The sequence below is a fragment of the Bradyrhizobium sp. USDA 3262 genome (assembly GCF_054060035.1).
Window position 1 is genome coordinate 7502695 of record NZ_JBSSCT010000001.1, and the last position, 19156, is coordinate 7521850.

Annotated in this window: 18 protein-coding genes; 10 read left to right on the plus strand and 8 right to left on the minus strand. The window is 65.4% G+C overall.

The annotated features are described in order from the left end of the window. Window positions 1-85: 85 nt before the first annotated feature. From ACVWYP_RS35535 to ACVWYP_RS35565, 7 genes are all read right to left on the minus strand, one after another. The gene (locus ACVWYP_RS35535; RefSeq protein WP_304496522.1) at window positions 86-1255 is read right to left on the minus strand and encodes a mandelate racemase/muconate lactonizing enzyme family protein; all 1170 of its coding nucleotides are present in this window, start codon (window positions 1253-1255) and stop codon (window positions 86-88) included. A gap of 113 nt (window positions 1256-1368) precedes the next feature. After that, entirely contained in the window at window positions 1369-1629 is a 261-nt protein-coding gene (locus tag ACVWYP_RS35540; RefSeq protein ID WP_028342416.1) for a DUF3297 family protein, read from the minus strand. After that, window positions 1626-2102 carry a glutathione peroxidase gene (locus ACVWYP_RS35545; RefSeq protein WP_028342417.1) on the minus strand — a complete coding sequence of 159 codons (477 nt, stop codon included), beginning with the start codon at window positions 2100-2102 and terminating at the stop codon, window positions 1626-1628. Before ACVWYP_RS35545 ends, ACVWYP_RS35540 begins: the two co-directional genes overlap by 4 nt. Window positions 2103-2191: 89 nt before the next feature. Beyond that, entirely contained in the window at window positions 2192-3583 is a 1392-nt protein-coding gene (locus tag ACVWYP_RS35550) for an amidase family protein (protein WP_304496523.1), read from the minus strand. 71 nt (window positions 3584-3654) lie between these two features. Further along, complete coding sequence (locus ACVWYP_RS35555; protein ID WP_304496524.1) at window positions 3655-4224, minus strand: c-type cytochrome; 570 nt, start codon at window positions 4222-4224, stop codon at window positions 3655-3657. Between the two features lie 120 nt (window positions 4225-4344). Next, window positions 4345-5616: a PQQ-dependent sugar dehydrogenase gene (locus ACVWYP_RS35560; RefSeq protein ID WP_304496525.1), complete on the minus strand. Its 1272-nt coding sequence runs from the start codon at window positions 5614-5616 to the stop codon at window positions 4345-4347. Window positions 5617-5782: 166 nt separating this feature from the next. Further along, complete coding sequence (locus ACVWYP_RS35565) at window positions 5783-6040, minus strand: DUF6894 family protein (RefSeq protein ID WP_016839844.1); 258 nt, start codon at window positions 6038-6040, stop codon at window positions 5783-5785. Between the two features lie 326 nt (window positions 6041-6366). On the opposite strand from ACVWYP_RS35565, the gene pqqA reads away from it, so the two are divergent. The 6 genes from pqqA (at window position 6367) to pip (ending at window position 10823) form a co-directional block, all read left to right on the plus strand. Then, complete coding sequence (gene pqqA / locus ACVWYP_RS35570) at window positions 6367-6447, plus strand: pyrroloquinoline quinone precursor peptide PqqA (protein WP_035635412.1); 81 nt, start codon at window positions 6367-6369, stop codon at window positions 6445-6447. Between the two features lie 161 nt (window positions 6448-6608). Further along, on the plus strand, window positions 6609-7538 hold the full coding sequence (pqqB, locus tag ACVWYP_RS35575) for a pyrroloquinoline quinone biosynthesis protein PqqB (RefSeq protein WP_456684271.1): 930 nt from the start codon (window positions 6609-6611) through the stop codon (window positions 7536-7538). 20 nt (window positions 7539-7558) lie between these two features. Then, window positions 7559-8314 (plus strand): pyrroloquinoline-quinone synthase PqqC, encoded by a 756-nt coding sequence (gene pqqC / locus ACVWYP_RS35580; protein WP_028342422.1) that lies wholly within the window; start codon window positions 7559-7561, stop codon window positions 8312-8314. Between the two features lie 10 nt (window positions 8315-8324). Continuing rightward, window positions 8325-8633, plus strand: coding sequence for a pyrroloquinoline quinone biosynthesis peptide chaperone PqqD (gene pqqD / locus ACVWYP_RS35585; protein WP_016839838.1), 309 nt, complete (start codon window positions 8325-8327; stop codon window positions 8631-8633). After that, window positions 8630-9862 (plus strand): pyrroloquinoline quinone biosynthesis protein PqqE, encoded by a 1233-nt coding sequence (gene pqqE, locus ACVWYP_RS35590; RefSeq protein WP_304496527.1) that lies wholly within the window; start codon window positions 8630-8632, stop codon window positions 9860-9862. Before pqqD ends, pqqE begins: the two co-directional genes overlap by 4 nt. Next, a complete protein-coding gene (pip, locus tag ACVWYP_RS35595; RefSeq protein WP_304496528.1) occupies window positions 9852-10823 on the plus strand; it encodes a prolyl aminopeptidase in 972 nt (323 codons plus the stop codon). Before pqqE ends, pip begins: the two co-directional genes overlap by 11 nt. Before the next feature lie 65 nt (window positions 10824-10888). Here pip and ACVWYP_RS35600 read toward each other — a convergent pair whose 3' ends face one another. Continuing rightward, on the minus strand, window positions 10889-13267 hold the full coding sequence (locus ACVWYP_RS35600; protein WP_304496529.1) for a caspase family protein: 2379 nt from the start codon (window positions 13265-13267) through the stop codon (window positions 10889-10891). Window positions 13268-13451: 184 nt separating this feature from the next. Between ACVWYP_RS35600 and ACVWYP_RS35605 the strand changes: the two genes are divergently transcribed. The 4 genes from ACVWYP_RS35605 to ACVWYP_RS35620 all read left to right on the plus strand — a co-directional run bounded on the left by ACVWYP_RS35605 (window position 13452) and on the right by ACVWYP_RS35620 (window position 19082). After that, window positions 13452-14123 carry a DUF4286 family protein gene (locus ACVWYP_RS35605; RefSeq protein WP_304496530.1) on the plus strand — a complete coding sequence of 224 codons (672 nt, stop codon included), beginning with the start codon at window positions 13452-13454 and terminating at the stop codon, window positions 14121-14123. A gap of 290 nt (window positions 14124-14413) precedes the next feature. Continuing rightward, window positions 14414-16213 (plus strand): FAD-dependent oxidoreductase, encoded by a 1800-nt coding sequence (locus tag ACVWYP_RS35610; RefSeq protein ID WP_304496531.1) that lies wholly within the window; start codon window positions 14414-14416, stop codon window positions 16211-16213. Next, window positions 16183-18030 (plus strand): 2-oxoacid:acceptor oxidoreductase subunit alpha, encoded by a 1848-nt coding sequence (locus ACVWYP_RS35615; RefSeq protein WP_304496532.1) that lies wholly within the window; start codon window positions 16183-16185, stop codon window positions 18028-18030. The genes ACVWYP_RS35610 and ACVWYP_RS35615 overlap by 31 nt, the downstream gene beginning before the upstream one ends. Continuing rightward, window positions 18027-19082: a 2-oxoacid:ferredoxin oxidoreductase subunit beta gene (locus ACVWYP_RS35620; protein WP_028332672.1), complete on the plus strand. Its 1056-nt coding sequence runs from the start codon at window positions 18027-18029 to the stop codon at window positions 19080-19082. Before ACVWYP_RS35615 ends, ACVWYP_RS35620 begins: the two co-directional genes overlap by 4 nt. Window positions 19083-19156 lie beyond the last annotated feature (74 nt).

A 19156-nucleotide genomic window follows, 5' to 3' on the forward strand; every position in this document is an offset into this window, starting at 1 on the left:
TAATTTCTTGAGCGTCGCTCACAAAATCTTGCAAGCGAACGCAAGCCCGCCCCGCGCCCAGCAGATCGGCAGTCGCTGGCCGGACTCAGTCCGCCAGCGCCTTCATCTCCTTGTAGAGATCGGATTTGCCCTCGAAGCCGATGCCGGGAAGGTCGGGCATCACGATGTGGCCGTTCTCGACGCGCACGCCGTCCGGGAAGCCGCCATAGGGCTGGAACAGGTCGGGGTAGCTCTCATTGCCACCGAGGCCGAGGCCGGCCGCGATGTTCAGCGACATCTGGTGGCCGCCATGCGGGATGCAGCGGCTCGGCGACCAGCCGTGGGTCTTCAGCACCTCGAGCGTCCGCTGATATTCGCAGAGCCCGTAGGACAGCGCGCAATCGAATTGCAGCCAGTCGCGGTCCGGCCGCATGCCGCCGTAGCGGATCAGGTTCCGCGCATCCTGGTGGCTGAACAGGTTTTCGCCGGTCGCCATCGGGCCGGGATAGAACTCGGCCAGCGCGGCCTGCAGCGCGTAGTCGAGGGGATCGCCGGCCTCCTCGTACCAGAACAGCGGGTACTCGCGCAGCATCTTGGCGTAGGCGATCGCGGTCTCCAGATCGAAGCGGCCGTTGGCGTCGACCGCGAGCTGCGCCGCGCTGCCGATCTCCTTCAGCACCGCCTCGATGCGCTCGCGGTCCTCGGCGAGCGGCGCGCCGCCGATCTTCATCTTCACGACGTTGTAGCCGCGGTCGAGATAGCCGCGCATCTCCTTGCGCAGCGCGCCGAGATCCTTGCCAGGATAATAGTAGCCGCCGGCGGCGTAGACGAAGACGCGCGGATTGGCTGATAGCCCGTGGCGCTCGGCGAGCAGCCGGAACAGCGGCTTGCCGGCGATCTTCGCCACCGCGTCCCACACCGCCATGTCGATGGTGCCGACCGCGACCGAGCGCTCGCCATGGCCGCCCGGCTTCTCGTTCGACATCAGCGTCGACCAGACCTTGTCCGGATCGAGATTGCCGCCATCGGCATCGAGCAGCGATTTCGGATCGGCTTCCTTGAGGCGCGGCGCAAAGCGCTCGCGGATCAGACCGCCCTGCCCGTAGCGGCCGTTGGAATTGAAGCCGTAGCCGACCACCCGCTTGCCGTCGCGCACCACGTCGGTGACCACGGCCACCAGGCTCGAGGTCATCTTGGTGAAGTCGATATAGGCATTGCGGATCGGCGAGGAGATCGGTTTTGTGACCTCGCGGACGTCGACGATGCGAACGGACATGGGGATTCGCTTTCAGGTTACTTGCCGCGTCATTCCGGGATGGTGCGCAAGCACCAGACCCGGAATCTCGAGATTCCGGGTTCACGCTTCGCGTGCCCCGGAATGACTGCGTCCTACTTCTTATCCCGGAAATACGGCTCGACCGGCCCGTGCACCTTGATGGTGAGCGGATTGCCGTAACGGTCCTTGGCGTTGCCCGCGGTGACGCGGACCCAGCCTTCGCTGATACAGTACTCCTCGACATTGGTCTTCTCGGCACCCTTGAATCGGATGCCGACATCACGGGCGAGAATATCCGCATTGTAGTACGGGCTGTTCGGATCGACCGAGAGGCGGTCGGGGAATTGGTCGTTGGTGTCGTTGTCGTCGCTCATAGCAGCGCCTCGATTTCCTTCCTCAATCCTTCGGGCCGGGCGGTCGGCGCATGCCGCGCAACGACCTTGCCGACGCGATCGACCAGGAATTTGGTGAAGTTCCATTTGATCGCGGGCCCAAGCAGGCCCGACTTCTCACGTTTCAGGTGCTCATACAATGGATGCGCGCCGCTGCCATTGACGTCGATCTTGGCGAACATCGGAAACGTCACGGCGTAGTTGGTCTCGCAGAACGCGGCGATCTGCCTCGCATCGCCCGGCTCCTGCGCGCCGAACTGGTTGCAGGGGAAGCCGAGCACGGCAAAGCCGCGCGCCGAGAGGCCGGCATGCAGCTCCTGGAGGCCCTTGTATTGCGGCGTGAACCCGCAGGCGCTCGCCGTGTTCACGATCAGCAGCACCTGGCCCTCGAACCGCTGCAGCGGCACCTCGTCGCCGGCGAGCGACTTGGCGGTGAAATCGTAAACGGTCGCCATCGTTCACCTCACTTGCGCATGATCTCCGCGCAAACGCGTTCCGCGTTTGTCGCGAGGGAAAACCGGTACCCACTTTTCCGCATCATGCGCTAGAGTACCGGATCGATCGGCGACGACGGCGTGCCGCCGGCCTCGACCGCCTCGCCGGCGGCAAGGCAGAGATCCTCGCGGTAGCGTCCGGCCACCAGCTGCACGCCGACCGGGATCCGTCCCACGAGACCGGTGGAGACCACGAGCCCGGGAAGCCCCATGAACGGGATCGCGATCTGCGGCAGCTGTGCGTGCCACACCCGCGCGAACGACGCCTCGTCCTTGCGGTCGAGATGGTCGGGGAACGGCAGCTCGCCGGACACCGGCATCAGCAGCACCGGATATTTCTCGAAGAAGGCGAACCATTCGCGCGTCAAGGTCGCGCGGCGGGTCAGCGCATGCGACAGGTCGAACGGATGCACGCGGGCGCGGACGCCACGCAGGCAAGCCAGTGCGCCGGGATCGCCCTCGCGCTCGGCGAAAGCGAGCTGGGCCTCATAGCCGTCGCCGAGCCAGAGCCGGGTCTGAATCTCGGCCGCCTCGCGCAAGGACGGCGTGTCGGCGATTTCCTCGACGATCCAGCCGGCCTTCTGCAATCGCTTGCCGGCGTCGGCGACCGCGGCGACCACTTCCGGCACCGGGTTGAGACCATCGGGATTGAGGCACATCGCAACGCGCTTCTCGCGCGGCGGTCCTTCGAGCGGCACCGGCGCATACCAGGGGTCGCGATAGTCCGGCGCCGACATCGCCGCGAGCGAGATGCGCAGATCGTTGACGGTGCGCGCCAGCGGGCCCGACACCGCGCTGATCTGCGGGCCGATCGGACGCTCCGGCAGAGCCGAATTGAAGGCCGGGATGCGGCCCATGCTCGGCCGCAGGCCGTGCACGCCGCAGGCATAGGCCGGATAGCGGACCGAGCCCGCGATATCGGTGCCGTGGGCGATGTGGCCGATGCCGGCCGCGACCGCCGAGCCCGCGCCGCCGGACGAGCCGCCCGGGGTGATGCCGGGGTCGCGCGGGTTCTTGGTGTCGCCGTGAATGAGGTTGGTGGTGAACCAGCGATAGGAGACCGCCGGACAATTGGTGCGGCCGAGCAGCACCGCGCCCGCCTTGCGCAGATTGGCGACCACCGGATTGTCGACCTTGGCGATGACGTCGCGCTGCGCCTTCAACCCATTGGTGGTGGCGTAGCCCTCCTGGTCGACATTGACCTTGATGGTGACCGGCACGCCGGCGAGCGGCCCGACCGCCTCGCCGCGCGCAATGGCCGCATCGACCTTGGCCGCCTGCGCCAGCACGTCGTCCGGCCGGTGATCGACCACCGCGTTGAGCTTCGGGTTGACCGCGTCGAGCCGGGCGAGCCCGGCCTGCGCCGCCTCCTTCGCCGACACCTTCTTCGATTTGATGAGGCTGGCGAGCTCGGCCGCCGACAGACGCCAAATATCCTGCATGTGCAACTCCGTGTGACGCTGCGTTTTAGCGCCGCGCGGAGAACATGGCCAGCGGTCCGCCGCCCGATGTTTCAGCGGACATGCGCGATGTAATAGGCAAGGTCGCCGATCTGCTCCTTGGTGACCGTCTGCATCACGTCGGCCATGGTGGCATCATAGCCGTGGCGGCTGTTGTCCTTGTATTCGGCCAGCGTCTTGGCGAGGTAGTCCTCGCGCTGGTTGGCGATGCGCGGGACGTTGTCCTTGCCGGAGAAATCGGTGTTGTGGCAGCTGTTGCAGCGGTTCTGCTGCGCCAGCGCCTGGCCCCGCGCCATCCGTGCCGGATCGCCGGTATCGGCGGGCGGCGTGGGCTTCGGCAAGGTGGCGATGAAATCCGAGAAGCCTCGCAAATCGTCGTCGGTCAGCGGCTTCGCCATCTCGTTCATCGGCTCGAACACCCGCAGCTTCTCGCGAAACATGAAGAGCTGGATCAGCGCATAGGGCGCCGTCTGGCCGCCGAGCGAAGGCGTGTTCTCGGTCTCCGACGTGCCATGCTCGCCATGGCAGGCAAAGCACGCCGCGGCGCGCTCCTGGATGGTCTCTGCATTTGCGGAGAAGGCGATGCACGCGAGCGCCAAGGCGGTGGTGATGGTTTTATACATTGGCCACTCCGGCATGAGCCGTCATTGCGAGGAGCGAAGCGACGAAGCAATCCATTGCTCCGCAAGTGGCGGAATGGATTGCTTCGCTTCGCTCGCAATGACGGTGACTAGACTTTCAACTTACTGATTGGCGACCTTCGGCTTGCCGTAGCTGACGCGATAGACCGCGCCGTTCCAGTCGTCGGAGACCAGCAGCGAGCCGTCCTTCAGCAGCATCACGTCGACCGGGCGGCCGACATACTTGTTGTCCTCGAGGAAGCCGGTCAGGAACGGCTCCATCGACTTCACCGTGCCGTCCTTGTTCAGCCTGACGGCGACCACGTCACCACCCTGCTTCTGCGACTTGTTCCAGGAGCCGTGACGCGCGACAAAGATCACGTTCTTGTAGCTCTTCGGGAACATGCTGCCGGTGTAGAAGCGCATGCCGAGCGACGCGGTATGCGGGCCCATCAGGCCGACCGGCGCGGTGTAATCCTTGCAGTTCTTGCCCCAGCCGAGTTCCTGGTCGATGATGTTGCCCTGGTAGCAGTACGGCGCGCCGAAATCCTCGCCCGCCTTGGTGACGCGGTTGAGCTCGTCTTCCGGCACCGTCTCCGACAGCCAGTCGCGGCCGTTGTCGGTGAAGTACATCTGCTTGTTCTCGGGATTCCAGTCGAAGCCGACCGTGTTGCGCACGCCGAGCGCGTAGACCTCGGCGCCGGAGCCATCGAGATTCATGCGGCGGATCTGGCCGTGGTCGGCGTCATGCAGCACATTGTTGCCGGGCTGTCCGACCGGAACATAAAGCTTGTTGTCGGGACCGATGGCGATGAACTTCCAGCCATGCGCCTCGTCCTTCGGCAGCTTGTCGTAGATCACGGTGGGCTTCGGCGGGTTGTCCAGATTGTCCTCGATCTTGTCGATCTTGGAGACCTTCGAGAGTTCGGCGATGTAGAGCGTGCCGTCCTTGAAGGCGACGCCGTTCGGACGATAGAGACCGGAGGCGATCACCTTGACCGAGCGCTTGCCGTCCTTGTTGACGATCGCATAGACCTTGTCGACGAGCCGGCTGCCGACGAACACCGTGCCCTTGTCGCCGAGCGCCAGCGAGCGCGCATTGGCCATGCCGGCCGCATAGACCTCGACATTGAAGCCGGCCGGCGCCTTGAGCTTGGCGAGCGGAAGCTTGTCGGGCGCGGACGGCAGCGGCGGCGGCGCCACCGGCGCGAGCTTGGCGGCGGCCTCGTTATCGGGACGCCCGAGCAAGGGCGAGCCAGGCGGCAGCGGCTGGGCGGCGGGGGCGGCACCTGCCGCCGGCGCGGCTGGCTGTTGCGCCGCAGCAGAGAGCGTGAACGCCCCGAGCATGGCCCCCGCGAGCAGCAAGCTGCGCGGTGCGAACGAGTGTTTTTTCATGAAGATCTCCCCTGGGTGGAAGCCGTTGTTGATTGCGCCATTGACGTCGCCCGGCGCCGTTCGGCTTTCCGTTCATAGTCTTGTGAATTTGTCCGGACAATTGCAATCGGAAACGTGCTGACATCGGCCAACGCATGGTTATGACCACGCGGCGGGCCAGCGCGCGTCAGTGCCTTGTCATCGAGCGGTCCGGACGATCGAGAATCGCCTCCGTGAATGGAAACTCCAGAACGATCTCGCCCTCGTCGTCCGTCACCTCGATCACGGCGCTGAGCAGCGCGCCGTCGGCGCCCTCGGTCTTGAGCAGTTCGCGAATCATCGCGCGCGCCATTTCCCACGCACGATCCGGATCCCGCAGGATTTCGCCGTCGGGATCGGAGATCAGCTCGTCGCCGATACGGGTATTGAAGAAATAGCGTGGCATCGGCTGAACTCGGCTCGGTTAGTCGCCTCCCGTCACGGGGAAGCACAGGATCGTCACCGGGACCTTCGGAGGACCGCGGGGCTGCTGTTTACTTATTCCAACATCACCATTCACCGTGTGGCGAACAACAGGAAAAAGGTCTGATGCCACGGGCTTTTGACGGGAAACGCGCGCACAAATTTGTGAGTGGGCAGAACTTGCCTGCCGCAGTGCAGCATACCTTGCGAGGCGGCACCTTACAGAAAATTTAACTGGCGAACTTCTCCAACCACAGTACTTTACTCTGCAGGGCGGAAAGTTCGTCCGGTTGCAACAAGGAGAGCCAAATGGCCTGGAAAGCACCGAAGATCGTGGAAGTGTCGGTCGGCATGGAAATCAACATGTATATGTGCGCAACCCGCAAGTAAGCGGCAGCGCCCCATACACGTTTAGCGTTTTAGCGCAGGTGGACATCCGGGCGTAACGCGCTCCCGAGCAAGGGAGTGTGTTTCAAATCCGGGGTCCACCTCGTAACGTTTCTGGGTCCAACAAACTTCTCCCAGGGCCAAGCTTCTCCAGGGGACGGATCATGCTTCGTGTCGTCGTCCTGGGTGCCGCGGCGGGTGGCGGCGTTCCGCAGTGGAACTGCGGCTGTGCCGTCTGCAGGACGGCGCGAAGCGACCATCCCGAGCTGCAGAGCACACAAGCCTCGATCGCCGTCAGCGGCGATGGCGTGCACTGGTTCCTGGTCAATGCGTCCCCGGATCTGCGCCAGCAGTTGATTGCCACGCCGCAGCTGCATCCGAAGCACGGCGCACTGCGCCACAGCCCGATCGCGGGCGTCATCCTCACCAATGGCGAGATCGACGCGGTCGCCGGGCTGCTGTCGATGCGTGAGGGCTCGCCGTTTACGATCTACGCGCATGAGCGGGTGCTTGCGATCCTGCGCTCGAACAGCATCTTCAACGTGCTCAGCGACAAAAATGTCGACCGCCGGCCGATTGCGGTCGACCAGGCCTTCGAACCGGCCCTGCCCGACGGATCGCCGTCCGGGCTCGAGGTGCTGCCGTTCGAGGTTCCCGGCAAGGGCGCGTGGTATCTCGAGGGCAAGGCGCATCCGGCGGGCGCCGACGGCGTCGGCGATACGCTCGGCCTGCGTATTGCGGACAGGCAGAGCGGCCAATATTTCTATTTCCTGGCCGCCTGCGCACGGGTGACTGACGACCTGAAATCACGGCTCAAGGGCGCCCCGCTGGTGTTCTTCGACGGCACGGTGTGGCGCGACGACGAGCTGATCGCGGCGGGGCTTGGCAACAAGACCGGCCAGGGCATGGGCCATATCGCGATGTCGGGCGATCAGGGTGCGATCGCCAGCCTCGCCGGGCTCGACATCGGACGAAAAGTGTTTTTGCATATCAACAACTCCAACCCGGCGCTGCTTGGGACCTCGGCCGAACGCAAGGCGGCCGAACAGGCGGGCTGGCAGATTCCCTCCGACGGAACGGAGATCGTGCTGTGAATGTCGTGCCTACCACCGGAATGACCGCGCTCTCGATCGGCAAGGGCATCACGCTCGACAGTGCCGAGGAGATGGAGGCGACGCTGCGCACGATCGGTGCCACGCGCTATCACAGTCTGCACCCGTTCCACCGCCTGCTGCACGGCGGCAAGCTCAACAAGGGTCAGGTCCAGGCCTGGGCGCTGAACCGCTATTACTACCAGAGCACAATCCCGCTGAAGGACGCGATGGTGATCTCGCGCTTCCGCGACCGCAACACAAGGATCGAATGGCGCCACCGTATCGAAGATCACGACGGCGATCTCGGCAATGAGGGCGGCATCGAGCGCTGGCTGAAGCTGACCGAAGGCCTCGGACTCGACACGGCCTATGTGGAGTCCACCGAAGGCATCTTGCCGGCGACGCGCTTTGCGGTCGAAGCCTATGTGCATTTCTGCCGCGACCGCACCCCACTGGAGGCGATCGCCTCCTCGCTCACCGAATTGTTCGCGCCGAACCTGCACGAGGAGCGCATCTCGGGGATGCTGAAGCACTACGACTTCGTCAATCCTGATATCATGAGCTATTTCAGCCGCCGCCTGACCCAGGCACCGCGCGACGCCGGCTTCGCGCTCGACTACGTCAAGCAGCACGCCAGGACGCCGGCCGAGCGCGAGGCGGTCTGCAACGCGCTGATCTTCAAGACCAACGTGCTGTGGGTGCAACTCGATGCGCTCTATCACGCCTATGTCGACGGCCAGATTCCGCCCGGCGCCTTCGTGCCGAAGACAGGTTAGGGACACGATCATGGCCAGCCGCAACATCAGCGTCAGCGAGACCAGCCGGCCGAAACTGCCGCGCCATACCAAGCTGAAATTCGACGAGACGCGGCAGGTCTGGGTGATCCTGGCGCCGGAGCGCGTGCTGGCGCCGGATGACATCGCGGTCGAGGTGCTGCAACTCTGCGACGGCGTGCGCAGCGTCGCCGCGATGGTGGACCAGCTTGCGGAGAAATATGCCGCCCCGCGCGAGGCGATCGCGACCGACGTGATCGCCATGTTGCAGGATCTGGCCGACAAGGGCTTTCTCACCGAAGCGCGCGAGAGCACAGCATGAGTGACACACTCGCCGACAACAAGATGACAGCGCCAGGCCCGACCGACGGGCTCGCGGTGCTCGAGCAAACGCGCTCGGCGGCGGAGACCTACGGCATTCCCCTTGCGGTGCTCCTCGAGATCACCCACCGCTGCCCGCTGCAATGCCCGTACTGCTCCAACCCGGTCGAGCTCGACCGCGGCTCGACCGAGCTCACCACGGACGAATGGAAGAAGGTGCTGAGCGAGCTTGCCGAGCTCGGCGTGCTGCAGGTCCATTTCTCCGGCGGCGAGCCGACCGCGCGCAAGGATATCGTCGAGCTGGTGCAGCACGCGACCGATGTCGGGCTGTATTCGAACCTGATCACCTCAGCCGTGCTGCTGACCAGGGACAAGCTTTCGGCGCTGGCCGATGCCGGCCTCAGCCATGTGCAGATCAGCTTCCAGGGCAACGAGCCCATCGTCGCCGATCGCGTTGCGGGCCTGAAGGACGCGCATCGCAAGAAGCTCGAGGTCGCGAAATGGACGCGCGAGGTGGAATTGCCGCTCACGGTGAATGCGGTGATGCACCGGCAGAACCTGCATCAGCTGCCCGACATCATCCAGATGGCGGTCGACCTCGACGCCGACCGGCTCGAGGTCGCCAACGTGCAGTATTACGGCTGGGCGTTGAAGAACCGCGCCGCGCTGATGCCGACGATCGAGCAGATCGAGGAGACAAGCCGCATCGTCGAGGAAGCCCAGGTGCGCCTGAAGGGCACGCTCGCGATCGACTATGTTGTTCCCGACTACTACGCGCTGCGGCCGAAGAAATGCATGGGCGGCTGGGGCCGCCAGTTCTTCAACATCTCGCCGGCCGGCAAGGTGCTGCCGTGCCACGCCGCCGAAAGCATCACCGGGCTCGAATTCGAATCGGTGCGATCGAACCATTCGATCGCCTGGATCTGGCAGAACTCTGAGGCCTTCAACCGCTATCGCGGCACCGGCTGGATGCCGGAGCCGTGCAAGAGTTGCGAATTCCGCGAGGTCGATTACGGCGGTTGCCGCTGCCAGGCCTTTGCGCTGACCGGCGATGCCGGCAACACCGACCCGGCATGCGCGCTGTCGCCGCGACACGAGGAGATCTTCAAGCAGGCCGAGCGGGAATCCGCCGGCACGCAGAACCGCTTCCTGTATCGCAACTTCGCCGGCGGCACGCTGGAGACGGACGAACCCCGGAACGAATCCCAGGACAAGCGCAATGGCGCCTGACGCCGATGTCGGCAAGGCGGCGAGGCGTGCCGATCCCTTTGCGCCGCTGACGTCGGAATGGCTCGACGTCGGCGATGGCCACGATCTCCATGTCGAGAGCGTCGGGCGCGAGGGCGGCATTCCCGCGGTCTATCTGCATGGCGGCCCCGGCAGCGGCTGCCAGCCCGATCATCGCCGGCTGTTCGATCCCGAGCGCTTTCACGCCGTGCTGTTCGACCAGCGCGGCTGCGGTCGCAGCCGGCCGAAAGGCAGCCGCGACAACAACACGACGCAGCACATGATCGCGGACATGGAGAAAATCCGCGAACGGTTCGGCTTCGCGCGCTGGATGGTGGTCGGCGGCTCCTGGGGCGCGACGCTGGCGCTGGCCTATGCACAGGCCCATCCCGAGCGAGTCAGCGGGCTGGTGCTGCGCGCGACGTTTCTCGGCACAGCCGAGGAGCTGGACGATGTTTTCCTGCGCGCCTTGCCGCGCTTCTATCCCGCCCTCTCCGAGGACTTCCTCAACTTCCTGCCCGAGAGCGAGCGCGCAGCGCCGCTTGCGGCCTATTATCGCCGCATCCTCGATCCCGACGCCGCCGTGCATGCGCCGGCCGCGCGGGCCTGGCACGACACCGAACGCGCGCTGTCGGAGCACACGCCGAAGCAGACGCGGCTCGACCTCAAGGCCTCAGGCGCCCTGCCCTCGACGCCGTTCATGGAGGCGCACTACTTCGCCAACGATTGCTTCATGCGGCCGCATCAATTGATGGACGAGGCCGGCAGGCTCGCCGGCATTCCCGGCATTCTGGTGCAGGGCCGCTACGATCTATTGTGCCCGCCAGCGACATCGCACGCGCTCGCTGCGCGCTGGCCGGGCAGCGAGGTCCGCATCGTCGATGGCGCAGGCCATATCCTCTACGATCCCGGCATCCGCAACGCCGTGATGAAGGCGATCGCCGACCTCGCGGCCAAGCGCTAGGCCGCCGCAGGAATACCCTCGACATCGGGAGCCGGTGAAGAACTCGACCGGCTCCCTTGCTTCCCTCAATGTTTGCACTTGCCGGGAGGACATGCCGGCGCTGCGGCCCGTGGTGCGGCCGCGGGCCTCGGCGGCGCCGCCATCCGCGGTGGCGGCGCTGCGCGTTGCGCCTGCATCGCCGGCCGTGGTGGCGGCGGCGCAACGTGCGGGGCCGGTGCCGGACGCGGCGCAACGGCGGCGGCGCGCGGCGGCGGGGCAACCGGCCGCGGCGGCGGAGCTGCGGCCCGCACTGGCGGAGCTGCGGCCCGCACTGGCGGAGCTGCCACATGCGCCGGCGCGGGCCGGGAGACCGGCGCCGGCGACACTGCGGCGCGGGCGGGTGCCGGGCGCGCGGCCGGCGGCGGCCGTGTCGACATCGCGCGGTCCGCCGGTGACGGCATCGCCGAGGGCTTCACGTTTGCGGTCGGAGCGGTCGCAGCATGCGGGAGCGGTTTCGCGCCCGGCTTACCGGCGGCCGCGGGCGACGCCGGCGCGTTTGTCGCCGGGGCGGCACCGGGCTTGGCCGGAGGAGCAGGCTGCGCATTGGCAGGCGCCATCGCGGTCGCCGGCTTGCCCGGCACCACCGTATTCGGCTTTGCCCCCGGTTGCGCGGCGCCGGGTTGTACGGCTCCCGGCGGCACAGCGCCATGCTGCATGGCATTGGCTGGTGCGGTCGCCGACTGCGGCAGCGGCGGTCCATTCTTTGCGCCCGGCAGGGTGTGCGCACCCGGTGTGCCCGGCGCGCCCATCGCATTCGGAGCGGCGGCAGCATTCGGAGTGGCAGCAGCGTTCGGTGCCGCGGCAGCGTTTGGTGCGGCGCGCGGAGCTCCCATCGCCGCACCTTGCGCGGGCGTCACGCCTTGCGGAGCGCCCGGCAGATTGGCGCGCTGCATTGCCGCAGCGGGCAGTCGCGGTGCCGCCGTCACCGGCGCGCCGCCCATCGCCGCCGTCACCCCGGCCGCATGGAGCTGCGCCGGCGTCGGGTTGGGATTGTTGATGACCGTGTTGATGACCGTGGTGTTGTGGATGTTGTTGAACACGATGTTGTTCTGCGGCGGCACAACATAGGCCGGTGCGGCGACATAGGCCGGCATCGCCACGAACATCGGCGTCGGCAGCACGTACAGGCCGATCGGCGGCGGCGGGGGCGGCAGCACGACGAAGTCCGGCGGCGGCGGCGGCAGGAAGACCACCGGCGGCGGCGGGGGCGGTGCGAAGTCAAACACCGGATCGCTGTAGTACAGCACCGGACGGTCGACATAGACGACCTCGTCGGGCGGCGGCGGCGGCACGTCATAGTCGAGCACCGTGAACTGCGGCGGCGGCTCGAGCGCGGCCGACAGATAGGCGAGCCGGCGCCGGGCGTCGTATGCATGCGGCCCGCGCGGATAACGCCGCAGGTACGACCAGTACGCATCAGGCGTGTCGGCGTTGTAGGTGCGCCGCCAGGTGATCGCCTCGCGCCGCGCCGCCACGATCGCGCGCACGCGCCTCGCCAGCTGATCGTTCGGATAGGCCTGCAGGTAGTCCTCATAGCCTTGCAGCGTGTCGCGCTCCAGCGCCGCGGCGTAGGCATCCTGCGCCGAGAAATCGCGGATCGGCTTGGTGCGCAGCCCGGCATCGACCTGCTGCGGCGGGGCGTCCGGCTTGCGCTCGAAGAACATGAAGGGCGCGTCGACCTTGTGCGCATCCCACGGGATCTCGGCGCCCTTGGTCATCTCGTTGACGCGCAGGCGAACGCGGTCGAACACCTCGGGCAAGGTCAGGCCGCCGGTGCGGATCATTTCCGCCAACGCTTGCGCGTATGGCCCGTAGGGCGGCGCACCGTCAGGGGCAACGGTGCCGGGCGCCGAATTGAAGCCGATCAGCATCTTCGGATCGGGATCGACCAGCGCAAGGCCGCCTGCCAGCGGCTGGCCTTCCTTGGCGAACGGATTGCTGCGCGCCGCATCGAGCACGATCACGCCGGCCTTGATCGGCAGCGCCGAGAGTTGGTGGCTGTAGTCGGAGATGCGGATCGCCTCGACCGGCACGTCGGTGTCGCGCGCGATCTTGGCGTCGACCGGCACGAAGTAGTTCTCGCCGGTGAGCTGCACGCCGTAGCCGGCGAGATAGACGAAGGCGACGGTATTGGGCCCCGCCTCCTGCACCTTCTGGATGAAATCGCGGAACGATTTGCGCAGCGTCTCGCCGTCGAGATCGCGTGCGCCGATCACGTCGAAGCCGGCGGCCTGCAAGGTCTGCGCGATCAGGCCGGCATCGTTCGCGGCGGTCTGCAACGCGCCGGCCTCATAGGCGCCGTTGCCGACGACAAGTGCGAGACGCTTTTCCTGATCCTGCGCATGCACGGGAAGCGAGGCGAACGACACCAGACCGACGATCAATGCCCACAGAATGCGTGCCATGGTGGTCGTCCCTTTTCTTCTCGAGAGTTGGCGTAACGAATGAAATGCTACCTCTGTGAACCGGTGCTGAACAGGATTGCAGCAATTGTGGCAATCCTTGGTCTGTGGTGACGGGAACCGGCTTCCCTGGTCCGCGCGATCAGGCGATATTGCGCGGATAAAACAGGCAAAAAAGGAGCACTCGATGCCAATCGCCGGACAAGGCATGCTGCTGACCTCGATGGATATCGACAGCTTGCACGAAGCTGAATTCAATCGCTGGTACGACCGCGAGCATCTCGAGGAACGGGTCGCCATCGACGGCTTCCTGGAAGCCCGCCGCTACGTCGCCCATGACGGCAAGCCGAAATATCTCAGCCTCTACTCGACCGCGACCTTCGACGTGCTCGAGAGCCCGGCCTATCGCAAGGCGCTCGCCAACCAGACCGACTGGTCGAAGGCCAATATCGCGCGCTTTCAGAACATGATCCGCGGGGTCGCGCGCGTCACGATCAGCCGCGGCGTCGGCAGGGGCGCAGCGCTCGGCATCATCCGCCTGCGCCCGCCCGCCGAAGGCGCGGACAAACTTCGCGCTGCATTGCGGGAGCAACTCGATCCAGCCTCGCGCGACGGCATCATCTCGATGCACCTCCTGGAGAACGACCCTGATCTATCGAAACCGCTCACGGCGGATGCGGAGAAAGCCGATCCCGGCGCCGGCGACTGGTTCGTGCTGATCGACGCCACCGACGTCAGCACGGTTCCCAACGCCGCTGCAGGCATCACCGGCAATGCAGCCTTGAAGCCGCTCGTGGTCACCAGCGGCGTCTACAGGCTGTTGTGGGATATCGCGAAGAGCGACCTTCCGCGCCCGTAAAGCACGATCGGGAAACGTGCGAAGCGCTTTTCCGAAAAATATCCTCTCAAGCAAGCGTGGCGGTGCAGATCATGCTGCACCGCCACATAACGCAATCGAGATTAACGCTACACGCGCATCAGCCGCGCGAAAGCGGATGATCGGACAATTTAGCCTTTGCCTTCCCTTGAACGGCTCTAATAAGATAAGCCTATGATCCAATTCAAAAACCAGAACAACGCCACGTGAGCGTTCGTCGTCAACGATAAGGCCGCGCGGGTCTGGCATTTTCGCGCGGGTCAAAGGTAGGAATGAAACCGACTGATATTTCGGCGCCGGATTACTTTCATAAAGTAGTCGACTGCCAATGGGCCTGCCCCGCACACACCCCTGTTCCCGAGTACATCCGGTTGATTGCTGAGGGGCGTTACAGCGACGCCTACATGATCAATTGGAAGTCCAACGTGTTCCCCGGCATTCTCGGGCGCACCTGCGACCGTCCATGCGAGCCGGCATGCCGCCGCGGCCGGGTCGAGGACAATCCGGTCGCGATCTGCCGCCTGAAGCGCGTCGCCGCGGACTTCAAGGACGACATCAAGCATCGCCTGCCGAAGCCGGGACCGAAGAACGGCAAACGCGTCGCGCTGGTCGGCGGCGGCCCCGCCTCGCTCACCGTGGCGCGCGATCTCGCGCCGCTCGGCTATCACTGCACCGTGTTCGACGGCGATCCCAAGGCCGGCGGCATGATGCGCAGCCAGATTCCGAAATTCCGCCTGCCCGACAGCGTGATCGACGAGGAGACCGACTACATCCTGAACCTCGGTGTCGAGTTCAGGGGCGGCCAGCGTGTCGACAGCCTGAAGCAGCTGCTCGCCGAGAACTATGATGCGATCTTCGTCGGCAGCGGCGCGCCGCGCGGCCGCGAGCTCGACATCCCCGGCCGCAAGGAGGCCGCCGCCAACATCCATATCGGCATCGAGTGGCTGGCCAACGTCTCGTTCGGCCACGTCGACAAGATCGGCCGCCGCGTCATCGTGCTCGGCGGCGGCAACACCGCGATGGATTGCTGCCGCACCGCGCGCCGCCTCGGCGGCGAGAGCGTCAAGGTGATCGTCCGCTCCGGCTTCGAGGAAATGAAGGCCTCGCCGTGGGAGAAGGAAGACGCGCTGCACGAGGACATCCCGATCCTCAACTACATGGTGCCGGTGGCGTTCAAGCATGTCGCCGGCAAGCTGATCGGCGTCACCTTCCAGAAGGTGAAGGCGGAGTACGACGCCAAGGGCCGCCGCAATCTGGTGCCCTCGGGCGAGCCTGACGAGACCGTGTCCTGCGACGATGTGCTCGTTGCGGTCGGCCAGGAGAACGCGTTCCCCTGGATCGAAGCCGATTGCGGCATCGAATTCGACAAGTGGCACATGCCGAAGGTCGATCCCAAGACGTTCGTCTCGACCAATCCGAAGGTGTTCTTCGGCGGCGATGCGGCGTTCGGGCCGAAGAACATCATCTGGGCGGTGGCGCACGGCCACGATGCCGCGCTCTCCATCCACCGATTGCTGTCCGGCGAGGACATCAACGAGCGCCCGCTGCCCGAGGTGCACGTCTCCTCGCAGAAGATGGGCATCCACGAGTGGAGCTACGACAACGACATCTCCGCCGACAAGCGCTTCAAGGTGCCGCATCGCGACAAGGTGGTCGCGCTGAAGGACATCCGCGCCGAGGTCGAGCTCGGTTACGACCTCAAGCTCGCGCTCGGCGAGGCGCAGCGCTGCCTGAATTGCGACGTGCAGACGGTTTTCTCCGCGCCGCTGTGCATCGAGTGCGACGCCTGCGTCGACATCTGTCCGATGGACTGCATCAGCTTCACCGAGAACGGCGAGGAGGATGATTTGCGGCAGCGCCTGAAAGCGCCCTCGCCGCATCACGACCAGGCGCTCTACGTCTCCGGCGACCTCAAGACCGGCCGCGTCATGGTGAAGGACGAAGACGTCTGCCTGCATTGCGGGCTGTGTGCCGAGCGCTGCCCGACCGGCGCCTGGGACATGCAGAAGTACCTCATCGATATGGTTCAAGCGGGATCAACATGTCAGTCCAAAGCCCGATCAGCAGCGTAAACGACTTCGTCGTCCGCTTCGCCAACGTCAACGGTTCGGGCTCGGCCTCCGCCAACGAACTGTTCGCGCGTTCGATCCTGCGCCACGGCGTGCCGGTCTCACCACGCAACATCTTCCCCTCCAACATCCAGGGCCTGCCGACCTGGTATGAGGTGCGCGTCACCGAGGACGGCCATCTCGGCGCCCGCGGCGGCGTCGACTTGATGGTGGCGATGAACCCGCAGACGTGGGACAAGGACGTCGCCTCGATCGAGCCCGGCGGCTATCTGTTCTACGATTCGACCAAGCCGATGCCGTCGTCGAAATTCCGCGAGGACATCACCGTCATCGGCGTGCCGCTGACCGCGATCACCAACTCGACCTACACCGATCCCAGGCAGCGCCAGCTGTTCAAGAACATCATCTATCTCGGCGCGCTCTGCGCGCTGCTCGACCTCGATCCCAAGCTGGTCGAGCAGCTGATCGGCGAGCAGTACAAGGGCAAGGAGAAGCTGCTCTCCTCCAACGTCCATGCGCTGCATCTCGGCCGCGACTGGGCGCTGCAGAACCTGAAATGCCCGCTCGGGCTGCGGGTGAAAAAGTCCGACAAGGTCGGCGACCGCATCTTCGTCGAAGGCAACAGCGCGGCCGCGCTCGGCGCCGTCTATGGCGGCGCCACCGTGTGCGCATGGTATCCGATCACGCCGTCATCATCGGTGGCGGAAGCCTTCACCAGCCACTGCAAGAAGTACCGCCACGATCCCAAGACCGGCAAGGCGAAATACGCGATCGTGCAGGGCGAGGACGAGCTCGCCTCGATCGGCATCGTGATCGGCGCCTCCTGGAACGGCGCACGGGCCTTCACCGCGACCTCGGGTCCCGGCATCTCGCTGATGACCGAGTTCATCGGCCTGTCCTATTTCGCCGAGATCCCGGCTGTGATCATGAACATCCAGCGCGCCGGCCCCTCGACGGGCATGCCGACCCGCACCCAGCAATGCGACGTGATCGCCTGCGCCTATGCCTCGCATGGCGATACCAAGCACGTGCTGCTGTTCCCGGAGGATCCGGCGGAGGCGTTCGAGTTCGCCGCGGCCGCCTTCGACCTCGCCGAGCGGCTGCAGACCACGATCTTCCTGATGCTCGATCTCGACATCGGCATGAACCACCGGCTGTGCCGTCCGCTGAAGTGGGACGACGCGAAGCAATACGACCGCGGCAAGGTGATGACGGCGGAGATGCTCGAGGAAGGCCGCGACTTCGGCCGCTATCTCGACGTCGACGGCGACGGCATCCCCTATCGCACCTATCCGGGCACGCATCCGACCAAGGGTTCCTACTTCACCCGCGGCACCTCGCGCGACCGCTACGCGCGCTATTCCGAGGAAGGCGCGGTCTACGCCGACAACATGCAGCGCCTGGTGCGCAAGTTCGAGACCGCGCAGGACATGGTGCCGCGGCCGCTGCAGGCCAATGCGGCCAAGCCGACCAAATACGGCGTGATCTATTTCGGATCGACCTCGCCCGCGATGGACGAGGCGATCGGGATCCTAGAGGCGCGCGGCCATCAGCTCGACCGCATGCGCATCCGCGCCTTCCCGTTCCACTCCAGCGTCGCGAGCTTCATCGCCGACCACGATTTCGTCTACGTGGTCGAGCAGAACCGCGACGCGCAGCTCCGCCAGCTGATCGTCAACGAGAACGGCATCGACCCCGTCAGGCTGGTGCCGATCCTGCACTATGACGGCACGCCGATCACCGCGCGCTTCATCGCAGGCGCGATCGGCGACCACCAGGATCATCTCAAGGTGACCCCTCTCCGCAAGGCCGTGACATGACCTACATTGCAAAGCCGAAGTTCCATCATCCGGGCCTGAAGAAGAACGAGCTGGGCTATACCCACCGCGACTATGAGGGGAAGATCTCGACCCTGTGCGCCGGCTGCGGCCACGATTCGATCACCGCCTCGATCATCGAGGCCTGCTATGAGCTCTCGATCGAGCCGCACCGGGTGGCGAAGATTTCAGGCATCGGCTGCTCGTCGAAGACGCCGGACTACTTCCTCGGCAATTCGCACGGCTTCAACTCGGTGCATGGCCGCATGCCGTCGGTGCTGACCGGCGCCAACCTCGCCAACCGCGACCTGATCTATCTCGGCGTCTCCGGCGACGGCGATTCCGCCTCGATCGGCTTCGGCCAGTTCGCGCATTCGATCCGGCGCGCCGTCAACATGACCTATATCGTCGAGAACAACGGCGTCTACGGCCTGACCAAGGGCCAGTTCTCGGCCACCGCCGACCGTGGCTCGAAGTCGAAAAAGGGCGTCACCAACACCGACAATGCGATCGACCTCGTCGCGATCGCGCTGCAGCTCGGCGCCACCTTCGTGGCGCGCAGCTTCTCCGGCGACAAGACGCAATTGGTTCCCTTGATTGCCGCTGCGATCCGCCACAAGGGGGCGTCCTTCATCGACGTGATCAGCCCCTGCATCGCCTTCAACAACCACGCCGGCTCGACCAAGAGTTTTGACTATGTCCGCGAGCACAACGACGCGGTGAACCGCCTCGACGTGCTGGTCGGCCGCGATCCGATCAGCGTCGACTATGCGCCGGGCACCGTGCAGGTGGTCGAGCAGCATGACGGCTCGCGGCTCGCGCTGCGCAAGCTCGACGCGGACTACGATCCGCATGATCGCCTCGGCGCGATGACCTTCCTGCAGAAGCACGCGGCCAAGGGCCAGATCGTCACCGGTCTGCTCTATGTCGATCCGGATGCCGAGGATCTGCATACCCATCTCGACACCGTCGAGACGCCGCTCAACACGCTGGACGAGCAGGCGCTGTGCCCCGGCTCAGCGGTGCTCGACAAGATCAACGCCAGCCTGCGCTGAACAGTGGCAGCACACTCCATGTCGTCCCTGCGAAAGCAGGGACCCATAACCACCGATGCAGATCGTCGGGCTAC

Bases quoted from the DNA above. Each gene is read 5' to 3' on its own strand.
- ACVWYP_RS35535 (WP_304496522.1), bottom strand. From the start codon at position 1,255: ATGTCCGTTCGCATCGTCGACGTCCGCGAGGTCACAAAACCGATCTCC.
- ACVWYP_RS35540 (WP_028342416.1), bottom strand. From the start codon at position 1,629: ATGAGCGACGACAACGACACCAACGACCAATTCCCCGACCGCCTCTCG.
- ACVWYP_RS35545 (WP_028342417.1), bottom strand. From the start codon at position 2,102: ATGGCGACCGTTTACGATTTCACCGCCAAGTCGCTCGCCGGCGACGAG.
- ACVWYP_RS35550 (WP_304496523.1), bottom strand. From the start codon at position 3,583: ATGCAGGATATTTGGCGTCTGTCGGCGGCCGAGCTCGCCAGCCTCATC.
- ACVWYP_RS35555 (WP_304496524.1), bottom strand. From the start codon at position 4,224: ATGTATAAAACCATCACCACCGCCTTGGCGCTCGCGTGCATCGCCTTC.
- ACVWYP_RS35560 (WP_304496525.1), bottom strand. From the start codon at position 5,616: ATGAAAAAACACTCGTTCGCACCGCGCAGCTTGCTGCTCGCGGGGGCC.
- ACVWYP_RS35565 (WP_016839844.1), bottom strand. From the start codon at position 6,040: ATGCCACGCTATTTCTTCAATACCCGTATCGGCGACGAGCTGATCTCC.
- pqqA (WP_035635412.1), top strand. From the start codon at position 6,367: ATGGCCTGGAAAGCACCGAAGATCGTGGAAGTGTCGGTCGGCATGGAA.
- pqqB (WP_456684271.1), top strand. From the start codon at position 6,609: ATGCTTCGTGTCGTCGTCCTGGGTGCCGCGGCGGGTGGCGGCGTTCCG.
- pqqC (WP_028342422.1), top strand. From the start codon at position 7,559: ATGACCGCGCTCTCGATCGGCAAGGGCATCACGCTCGACAGTGCCGAG.
- pqqD (WP_016839838.1), top strand. From the start codon at position 8,325: ATGGCCAGCCGCAACATCAGCGTCAGCGAGACCAGCCGGCCGAAACTG.
- pqqE (WP_304496527.1), top strand. From the start codon at position 8,630: ATGAGTGACACACTCGCCGACAACAAGATGACAGCGCCAGGCCCGACC.
- pip (WP_304496528.1), top strand. From the start codon at position 9,852: ATGGCGCCTGACGCCGATGTCGGCAAGGCGGCGAGGCGTGCCGATCCC.
- ACVWYP_RS35600 (WP_304496529.1), bottom strand. From the start codon at position 13,267: ATGGCACGCATTCTGTGGGCATTGATCGTCGGTCTGGTGTCGTTCGCC.
- ACVWYP_RS35605 (WP_304496530.1), top strand. From the start codon at position 13,452: ATGCCAATCGCCGGACAAGGCATGCTGCTGACCTCGATGGATATCGAC.
- ACVWYP_RS35610 (WP_304496531.1), top strand. From the start codon at position 14,414: ATGAAACCGACTGATATTTCGGCGCCGGATTACTTTCATAAAGTAGTC.
- ACVWYP_RS35615 (WP_304496532.1), top strand. From the start codon at position 16,183: ATGTCAGTCCAAAGCCCGATCAGCAGCGTAAACGACTTCGTCGTCCGC.
- ACVWYP_RS35620 (WP_028332672.1), top strand. From the start codon at position 18,027: ATGACCTACATTGCAAAGCCGAAGTTCCATCATCCGGGCCTGAAGAAG.